At 54.8% G+C, this 8,810-nt stretch carries 8 protein-coding genes; 3 read left to right on the forward strand and 5 right to left on the reverse strand.

Going from position 1 to position 8,810, the window contains the following annotated elements; translation table 11 throughout:
* Positions 1 to 8: 8 nt before the first annotated feature.
* From MHK04_RS11300 to MHK04_RS11310, 3 genes are read left to right on the forward strand one after another with little or no spacing between them, the layout of a single operon-like run.
* Entirely contained in the window at positions 9 to 356 is a 348-nt protein-coding gene (locus tag MHK04_RS11300) for a DUF485 domain-containing protein (protein WP_023022008.1), read from the forward strand.
* On the forward strand, positions 356 to 1,999 hold the full coding sequence (locus MHK04_RS11305; protein ID WP_239208785.1) for a monocarboxylic acid transporter: 1,644 nt from the start codon (positions 356 to 358) through the stop codon (positions 1,997 to 1,999). The genes MHK04_RS11300 and MHK04_RS11305 overlap by 1 nt, the downstream gene beginning before the upstream one ends.
* Before the next feature lie 39 nt (positions 2,000 to 2,038).
* Entirely contained in the window at positions 2,039 to 3,085 is a 1,047-nt protein-coding gene (locus tag MHK04_RS11310) for a hypothetical protein (RefSeq protein ID WP_200287972.1), read from the forward strand.
* 2 nt (positions 3,086 to 3,087) lie between these two features.
* Here MHK04_RS11310 and MHK04_RS11315 read toward each other — a convergent pair whose 3' ends face one another.
* The 5 genes from MHK04_RS11315 to MHK04_RS11335 form a co-directional block, all read right to left on the reverse strand.
* Positions 3,088 to 4,080, reverse strand: coding sequence for a DUF1906 domain-containing protein (locus MHK04_RS11315; protein ID WP_200287970.1), 993 nt, complete (start codon positions 4,078 to 4,080; stop codon positions 3,088 to 3,090).
* A 113-nt stretch (positions 4,081 to 4,193) separates the two neighbouring features.
* On the reverse strand, positions 4,194 to 4,622 hold the full coding sequence (locus tag MHK04_RS11320; RefSeq protein ID WP_200287968.1) for an OsmC family protein: 429 nt from the start codon (positions 4,620 to 4,622) through the stop codon (positions 4,194 to 4,196).
* Positions 4,623 to 4,814: 192 nt separating this feature from the next.
* A complete protein-coding gene (locus tag MHK04_RS11325; RefSeq protein ID WP_239208783.1) occupies positions 4,815 to 5,843 on the reverse strand; it encodes an ABC transporter ATP-binding protein in 1,029 nt (342 codons plus the stop codon).
* A 1-nt stretch (position 5,844) separates the two neighbouring features.
* Positions 5,845 to 7,461 (reverse strand): ABC transporter permease, encoded by a 1,617-nt coding sequence (locus MHK04_RS11330; RefSeq protein ID WP_200287964.1) that lies wholly within the window; start codon positions 7,459 to 7,461, stop codon positions 5,845 to 5,847.
* A 32-nt stretch (positions 7,462 to 7,493) separates the two neighbouring features.
* Positions 7,494 to 8,525 (reverse strand): ABC transporter substrate-binding protein, encoded by a 1,032-nt coding sequence (locus MHK04_RS11335; protein ID WP_200287962.1) that lies wholly within the window; start codon positions 8,523 to 8,525, stop codon positions 7,494 to 7,496.
* Positions 8,526 to 8,810: the final 285 nt, after the last annotated feature.

The raw sequence follows: 8,810 nt of genomic DNA on the forward strand, positions 1-8,810 counted from the left end.
GAAGCTCTATGAGTGACGTAGCTGCAACTCCTGTCTCGCGCCGCGAACCCACCGGTAGCGAGTTCATCGCGATGCGCGACTCCGCCGAATTCGGCGAGCTGCGCCGTACCTACCGGAGTTTTACTTTTCCCATGACCGTGGCCTTCTTTGTGTGGTACGTGGTCTACGTTCTAGCTGCCGTGTTTGCCCCTGGCTTTATGGCAATCGAGCTTGGTGGCGGCTGGAATATCGGACTGGTTTTCGGCCTAGCCCAGTTCCTCACCACCTTCATTATCACGTGGATCTACGTGAAGTATGCCAATAAGAATATCGAGCCTAAGTCGGCCGCCATCCGTGAAGAGCTGGAGGGCATGTAATGATTACCACCACCCTCGCCGCCGAATCTTCCGCTGGCAATCCCATCTTGAATATCTCCATTTTCGGCATCTTCCTTTTCATCACCATGGCGGTGGTGCTGCGCGCCGGAAAGACCACGAAGAAAGCCTCGGACTTTTATACCGGCGGCGGCACCTTCTCCGGCCGACAAAACGGCCTAGCCATCTCTGGTGACTACCTTTCCGCGGCATCGTTCCTGGGCATCGTTGGTGCTGTGGCGCTCAATGGCTACGACGGCTTTTTGTACTCAGTCGGCTTCTTTGTTGCCTGGCTGGTAGCACTCATGCTCGTCGCTGAGCCCATGCGTAACGTGGGCCGCTTCACCATGGCGGATGTCTTGTCTTTCCGTTTGAAGCAGAAGCCCGTGCGCGTAGCGGCGTCCATCGCCACCCTCTTTGTCACGCTCTTCTATCTCATCGCACAGATGGCAGGCGCTGGTTCTCTAGTGGCCGTGCTGCTGGATATCCACGATTTTAAGTGGCAGGCGGTCGTCGTGGGCATCGTTGGTGTGCTCATGATTGTCTATGTATTGGTCGGTGGCATGAAAGGCACCACCTACGTTCAGATGATCAAGGCTGTGCTCCTAGTAGCCGGCGTAGTCATCATGTGCTTCTTGGTATTCATTGCACTGCGCGGTGGATTTAGCGCGCTGTTTAACAACGCCATTGATATGCACGCCGCCTCTGAACAGATTAAGGAGAAGGGCTATGAAGCTAAAGACATCATGGCCCCTGGCCTGAAATACGGCGCCACCACCGCCACCAAGCTGGATTTCATCTCCTTGGGCATTTCGCTGGTGCTTGGTGTGGGCGGCCTGCCGCACGTGTTGATGCGCTTCTACACCGTGCCTACCGCTACTGAAGCCCGCCGTTCTGTTACCTGGGCGATTGTCATCATCGGCGCCTTCTATCTGATGACCTTGGTCCTGGGATACGGCGCCGCCGCCTTGGTCGGTCCGGACCGCATCCTCGCCGCGCCGGGCGGGGCTAATGCCGCGGCACCACTGCTTGCGCTGGAGATTGGCGGCTCTATCTTCATGGCGGTTATTTCCGCAGTGGCCTTCGCCACCGTGCTTGCCGTGGTTGCTGGCCTGGCCATTACCGCCTCGGCATCCATCGCGCACGATATTTACCATGCGGTCATCCGCAATGGTAAGTCCACAGAAGCCGAGCAAGTTCGCGTTTCCCAGGCCACCGTGGTGGTCCTTGGCATCGTGGCTATCATCTTGGGCATTCTGGCCATGACCCAGAACGTGGCGTTTTTGGTCTCCTTGGCTTTCGCGGTTGCGGCTTCTGCCAACCTGCCGACTATCTTGTACTCCCTGTACTGGCGTCGCTTCAATACCGCAGGCGCGGTGGCCTCCATGTATACCGGCGTGGTGTCCTGCTTGGTGCTCATCTTCTTCTCCCCAGCAGTCTCCGGTTCTGAGATCTCCATGTTCCCGGGCGCGGACTGGGCTATCTTCCCGCTTTCCTCGCCGGGCTTGGTATCCATTCCGCTGTCCTTCTTCGTCGGCTGGTTGGTCTCCATCATGACCAAGCCAGACGACTTGGAGGAGCTTTCTGCAGAAATGGAAGTCCGCTCGCTTACCGGCGTAGGGGTGGAGGCACCCGTCCAGCATTAATTGCCTAGATAGTGCACTCAACCGGTAACATGTATCGACGTGTTTAGAACGTCGTTGACTCGCAAGGCGGCATCAGCCAAGGCTGGTGCCGCTTTAGCCGTATGTATGCTCGCCTTGACCGCCACCGCGTGCAGCACCAGCGAAAGCGATAGCGGCGCGCTTGCCGACGCCCCTTCGGGATTAACAGACACCAACCGCGACGTCCCACCAGAAATCAATGAGTTTCTAGAAGGCGATGAGGGGCGCTCTGTTACCTATATTCGGCTGCATGATGGCATGCATATGGGTTCTGCCTCGGAGCACGAGGCTCGCCCGGCGCTCAGCCTCATCAAGCTCTATATCGCCACCTACGTCATGGAAAAGGGCGAGTACGAAGATAAGTATGAGGCGCTGGATATGATCGCTAGCTCCTCCGATAAGTCCGCCGAGGATCTCTTTGAAAAGTACCCAGAGTCCATCGACACCATTGCCGATGAATTCAAGTTGGAATCCACCAAAGCCGGCGAGAAATGGGGTTACTCGCAGACCTCTACGTATGACGTTGCCAGCTTCATTTCGCAGCTCATCGAGCGCGATGAAACCCACCCAGTGCTCGTAGCTATGGCACATGCCGATCCCATCTCTGAGGATGGCTACCGCCAGGACTATGGCACCGCCAAGCTCTCTAACGTGGTGGGCAGCAAGTGGGGCTGGTCCAATGATAAGTCCATCAACTCTTCCGTCTCCTTTGGTGAGAACTTCGTAGCCGCAGCCTCAATCAATGGCTCGTCCGATGAGCTTACTGATTACGTAAAAGATGAGGTCACCGGAAAGAGCCTGGGCAAGGCTACCGAGCGTTTCCTCAAGTACAAAGACGGCGAGGGCGTGCCGCCGATTGAAACCACTACCTCGGAGACCTCCACGACGTCGTCTAGCAAGAAGGATAAGGACGAAAAACCCGGCACAGGGAAGAAGGATAAATCCGCGTCGAAGGAACCTACCAGCGAATCCACTACGTCCGAAAAGAAGGATAAAGGCAGCTCCGATAAGAAGTCCACAGATAAAAAGAAAGGCTCAGAGAAAACCTCCGAGCCCTCTAAAAAGTAGTACTACCGCGCCTTAGCAACCGTTTCTGCGACGATCTTCGCTAGCTGGCGAATTTGATCGTTGCTCAACGTTTTACCATTGAAAGTGACGCCATCCGCAGTTACCTGCGGTAGCTCTGGCAGCTCTGGATGTTTGCTCTGTAGCTGCGAGCTCAGCTGATTTACCAGGTCGGACGAGCCATTGCTCGGCGCCGTGGCCTGCGGCTGAGTCTTTGGCTGTGTTTTCTTAGTGGTTGGCTTCTTCGCCGGTGCAGGTGCTGCGGACTTGCCCGGTGTCCACTGGCCCCAGTCATCGGCGTAGACCTCGTTAACGTCTACGATGACGCCACCAATGGTCTGCTGTTTGCCGTGCGGCAGCTGGTGAATAGTGGTGCGCGGGTGAATCTTGCCATTAGAGCCCCAGTCATGCATCCAGAAATACTTGCCGATGCCATCCTGGATTGCCCACTCGATGGTGTTGTAATTGCCGTAGACACCTGTCTGGTAGCCGGCCAGCTCCAGCGTCTTGGAAAACGCCTGCAGGTATGGGCGGATTTGGCGGGTGTACTGCTCGCGGGTGGGGTTATCGTCGATAGCAATGTAGATGGGGCGGTTTGTTGGGCCGCCTGCCTTCTTGTGTAGTGCAATCGCCTTCGGTGCGTGAAATGCAGCACCTGCTGCGCCCTGCTTCCAATCCGCGGTTTCCGCGCGGCCAAACTGGTATACGGAAGCGGTGGGCAGGCCTGCTGCCGCATTGGCCTTGGTCTCTTTCAGGGTTACCGGCTTGCCGGCCATCCACGCTGCATCGGGGCGCTTGTCGGAGACGTACCGAATCGCACCCATATGGCCGGCCTTCTTAATTGCCTGCGGGGAAGGAACGCCGGCAGAATAATCGATGATGGTGCCGCGCACCGGTCCGAGCGCCGCCGCATGGGGAGCGGCAGCACCGATGGCGCATGCGGTCAGGGCGAGAGCGCCGACCTTAAAGAGGCCGCGACGGGAGAAAGATGGTGACATGTTGAGCTCCTGCAGTAATCACATTTGTCACAGTAGTTAACAACTGCACCATAGCAGGAGGTCTAAAGCCCCAGAGGCAGCGAAAGCGCATGTCGCGCATTTACTTCGTAGTGCTATTTCGAGTCATTGCTAAACAACACTCGTGTGGGATTCTCAACCGTGCGCGACACCGTGCAGTCCTTCTCATGGGAGATGCGAATCAGATTGTCCACCAGCTCGCGTGCTTGGTTACCCTCGGACGTATCTGGGAAAGAAAGATTGAACCCCACGCGAACCTCCGACAGGCGCGATGCGCCATCCTCGTTTACGCGGTCGCCTTCTACATGCACATCAAAAGACTCCGGCTCAGCGCGCCGGGAGGTCACCACGTCCACGTCTACTGCGGAGCACCCCGCAACGGCCGCAAGCAAGAGTTCAACAGGGGAGAGGAGCCCCTCGCCACTGCCAAACTCAATGCTTGCTCCCGCGGAATTGGTAGCTCGGTATAGGGCGGTGTCGAGGCGGGTGAGGTCTACGGCGTAGTGTTTAGTACTTTCACTCATGACTTAGAGCTTAAGCAAGAAGCGAGAAACGCAGAAGGAAATGGCGGTGAGGATCGTTCGATGGTCAACGGTCCTCGCTACTTGTGGTCAATATGAGCATAGGATCTTGTTCCAGAAAGCGGGGCAGCTGTCATGGAAAACGAGATCACAGTGAAACCGCCGAGTTGTTAAAAGTTCGCGGAACGTGACGAATTAAAAAATCAAGGGCGGCGAAAAGTGAATCCAAACCGATTGTCCCAATGCGGGTTTGTGGTCCGCAGTGGTGCGGAATATGGTTCCAGATTCATGAGTGGCGGTAACGGAGTAGTGGTCGCCTTCGAAAATTGCGGAGTCCACTATTGCTGGAACCGTGGTGCCTAGATAGTCTTCGTCCACAATCTTTGCGTGGTGCGGCAAGATAGCGGCTTTAGTACCTTCCTCTCGCACGGTTACTTGGCTCAGAGGCCATGAAACACCAAGCGTGGGACACTCGACGCAGCTTCCTGTAGTGGTGGTTTGAACAATTGTCGCGTCCGAAATAAACGCCGCGACCGCCGGGCTAGCAGGATTTTCCAGCAGCTGTTGCGGGGTAGCGATTTGTTGGATTTCGCCGCCGTCTAGGACCACGACTCTATCTGCAATTGCCAGCGCTTCGGCGCGATCGTGGGTCACGTGCACCGTGGTTAGACGTTGTTTTTCCGTCAGCGCCACTAGTTCGCGACGCAAATTATCGCGCAATGGTTCGTCAAGAGCTGAAAGAGCCTCATCCAGTAACAAAAGTTTGGGACTTGCGACGATCGCTCTGGCAAGAGCCACGCGCTGGCGCTGTCCGCCAGAAAGACTGTTCGGAGACCGGTCTTCGAATCCCGGCAGCCCTACGAGGGCCAAAGTTTTAGAAATGTGCTCTTCGCGTTTAGCCTTAGATACTTTCGCTCGGCGTAGCGGATAGCCAACATTCTCTTTAACAGACATGTGTGGCCAAATCGCGTGCTGTTGGAAAACCATACCAATGCCGCGCTCTTCGGGAGGAGTTGAAGTCATCTGTCTGCCATCGATGTCGAGCTCGCCCGATGATGGGGAAATAAAACCAGCGATGGTGCGAAGGAGGGCGGTTTTACCGGAGCCTGACGGTCCTACAAGTGCGATGAGTTCTCCTGGCTCGATGGAGAGGTTGATATCGCGTAGGCCAGTGGTGCCGTCCGGAAAAGTGACCGAGAGGTGTGAAGTTGCAATTTTCGCCATTTTAAGTCCTTACCTTAGGGGACTGAATAGTCAGCGCGAGGGCAACGATGCCGACGATCGCGAAGAGTAGGGATAGAGCCGATGCCTGGTTATAATTTCCCGCCTGCTGAAGATTGAACACTTGGACGCCCAGCGTTGTCGTCCCGGGAGCGACAAGTAGTACGGAAATAGTTAGCTCTCGAATCGCAGTCACCGCCACTAGAACTGCGCCGGAAATCGCCGCTGGAATGCTCATTGCACCGACGGTTGAAAAGAGCGCCTTGAGGGGCGTGGCACCAGAAATGCGCGCTGCTTCTTCTATTGTGGTCGGGGTACTTATTAAAGGAGCACGCACGGATTGAACAACGAGTGCGGTAAATGCGCAGACGTAGGCAATAAGTATTATCCAAATCGTGTTATACAACCCCGTATAACGTCCGGCGATAAGCCAGGCTACACCGATGATGAGTCCTGGCAGGGCGCTCGGTAACAGCGTAGAAAGCATTAGAAGCGTATTTCCCCGTGCATGGGTCCGGGAAACTAATATTCCGATGACCCAGCCAAGAATGCCGCAGATTAACGCTGCGGTTATTGAGAGAAGTGCGGAATTGGTTAGCCCGTCGATGACGCGCGGGTTGGACAAAGCATTGGTGAAGTTCGCCAGCGAAATGGTTTCTAATGTAAACGGAATCCCAGGGGCTGGTAGCAATGCGCGGTAGGCCAAACCGAGGATTGGGCCAATGGAAATGGCTAGTCCGCACACCCACATGATGATTGTGACCGGCCAACGCGCTGAATGCAGCGAAAAGCGCGCCGGGCTACCGGAGTCATGGGTAGAAGGTGAGTTTCTTAATGAGGTGAGATAGTCCATGGTGACGGCGCCGATTCCCAAGAACAAGAGAACAACTCCGATGGTGGAGACTACCTGCAGGGGGTTGGATACGGTGCCAGAATCGATGAACCGGTAAATCATCGTTGCCAGGGTTTCGAACCTAGCTGGCGAGCCGATAATCGCGGGAATCCCGAAATCGGCAAGATTAGCAATTGCCGTGAGGGTAAACGCTGACAACAACGCAGGGCGAAGGAGGGGAAGGGTGACCGTACGCAGAACCGTTATTACGGAAGCTCCTGATACACGGGCGGCGAGTTCAAAATCTGGTGAGATTGAGCGCAGGCCCGATGAAATGATTACGTATGCTGTGGGAAAAGAGTGGATAGTCATCAGCGCAATGACCCCATCTGCGCCGTAGATATTCCAAAGTTCGAACCCAATGAGTCTATTTAAACCTTGATTCGGACCGAAGAGCTGAGTCCAGGCAATCGCTCCGATAAAAGGGGGAACCAAGAGGGGCGAAAGTAGGAAGAGCCGCAGTACCGAAGAGCCATAGATATCTGTGCGGTCTATTGCGATGGCAATAACGGTTCCAATGATGACGGCAGCAAGCCCCGAAAGCGCCGTGGTGAAAAGCGAATTCCATGTAGCAATGCCGAGCCCTTGTTCCAGAAGGGTGGGAATTTGGTTTCCTCCCAGTGCGAGGGAGACAACCAGGACCAAAGGCGTAATGAACAGACCAACAGCGATGAACCACACACCAACGCGCAGCGCGGATACGGAGGGATTTTTCAACAAGTGAGCCATCAAGAACTAGGAGGGATTAGAACAGACGGGGACTAGGAAGAAACTGCTTTTTGAAAAGCTTCGACGGCGGCGTTTTTATCCTTGGTAATTTTCTCTAGGTCTTGGTCCATGAGTTCAATGTCTTCAAGTTCTGGGGTGGCTGCTGGAGTTCCCACGTCCTTGCGCACTGGAAGATACGACTGCTCGACTGCGATTTTTTGTGCCTTTTTCGAAAGTAGGAAGTTGATGTACTTTTGTGCTGCTTCTTGTTCTTTGGAATCTTTGAATACACCCGCAGGTTCAGAAATATACGGTGCTCCCTCGGAAGGGTAGGAAAGAGCGACAGGGGAACCCTTGTCCGCTAGGTCTCGCACTAGATAATCGACGACTACACCTACGGGCCGTGACCCGGAGGCGATTTCTTGGGAAGTGGGACCATTGGACTCTGCGATCATCGGGGAGTTCTGGCCGAGATCTTCGAGCCAAGTTTCGCCGAGATCTGAATTGTTCTTCCACGCCGAGGCATTGAATGCCGCCGCGCCAGAGACCGCCGGGTTCGGCATGATGAGTTTGTCCTTATATTTCGGATCAGTTAGATCTGCCCACGACCTCGGGGCTTCGCCTTCTGCAAGTTCGTCGGTGTTATAGGCAATTACCGTAGGGATAATGCGCGTACCGACATAAAAATTCTCGTCGTCCTTGGCCTCGTCGATGATGTTGTTGGAATCAACATCGGCAAGCTGGATGAGGTCACCATCGTCGGCATAGTTTTCAAAGGTAGGTGCATCGGCTGCCCAGAAAACATCCGCTTGGATGTCACCAGATTTTTTCTCTGAAGATATGCGTGCGTTCAAATCTCCGGTGCCCGCGCGGTACACCTTGACCTCGATATCAGGAAACTCTTCATTGAAGGCCGCATTGATCTCATCGGCCTTTTCTTCCGGCTCTGAGGTGTAGACGGTGATCGAAGTTGAACCGCTTTCTGCCTGCGTATCTTCATTCTTGGATGTAGGCTCACCGCACGAGGTAAGAAGTACAGTTGAAGCAAGAACTACAGCAGTAAGAGAAGAGTGCCTAGGCTTCATTTGGGGAATTTCCTCCAGAGAGAGTAGTGATCAGGAGTCTTTATCTAACTGTTCCGAAGTTAAGGAAACTTGGGATCGACGTGAATTCGCAGTTAATTTTTGACTCCCTGAGCGGGTGATTTGGAGGGCGGCGCGGTTAAAAATCCTCATACAAAACTGAATGAAACCGTGCTGTCAAGGGGTGAATGCGCCACTTCGACCGGGAGGTAGTTGTGACGCGTTGGACTCCGAAGGATGTTAAGGATGCTGCTGTTGAGCGCGTGGTGGCAGGCGAGGCAGTTAGCC

Origin of the sequence: Corynebacterium nasorum (assembly GCF_022345765.1) — a bacterium.
Classification (GTDB): Bacteria; Actinomycetota; Actinomycetes; order Mycobacteriales; family Mycobacteriaceae; genus Corynebacterium; species Corynebacterium kefirresidentii.

Bases quoted from the DNA above. Each gene is read 5' to 3' on its own strand.
- MHK04_RS11300 (WP_023022008.1), top strand. From the start codon at position 9: ATGAGTGACGTAGCTGCAACTCCTGTCTCGCGCCGCGAACCCACCGGT.
- MHK04_RS11305 (WP_239208785.1), top strand. From the start codon at position 356: ATGATTACCACCACCCTCGCCGCCGAATCTTCCGCTGGCAATCCCATC.
- MHK04_RS11315 (WP_200287970.1), bottom strand. From the start codon at position 4,080: ATGTCACCATCTTTCTCCCGTCGCGGCCTCTTTAAGGTCGGCGCTCTC.
- MHK04_RS11320 (WP_200287968.1), bottom strand. From the start codon at position 4,622: ATGAGTGAAAGTACTAAACACTACGCCGTAGACCTCACCCGCCTCGAC.
- MHK04_RS11325 (WP_239208783.1), bottom strand. From the start codon at position 5,843: ATGGCGAAAATTGCAACTTCACACCTCTCGGTCACTTTTCCGGACGGC.
- MHK04_RS11330 (WP_200287964.1), bottom strand. From the start codon at position 7,461: ATGGCTCACTTGTTGAAAAATCCCTCCGTATCCGCGCTGCGCGTTGGT.
- MHK04_RS11335 (WP_200287962.1), bottom strand. From the start codon at position 8,525: ATGAAGCCTAGGCACTCTTCTCTTACTGCTGTAGTTCTTGCTTCAACT.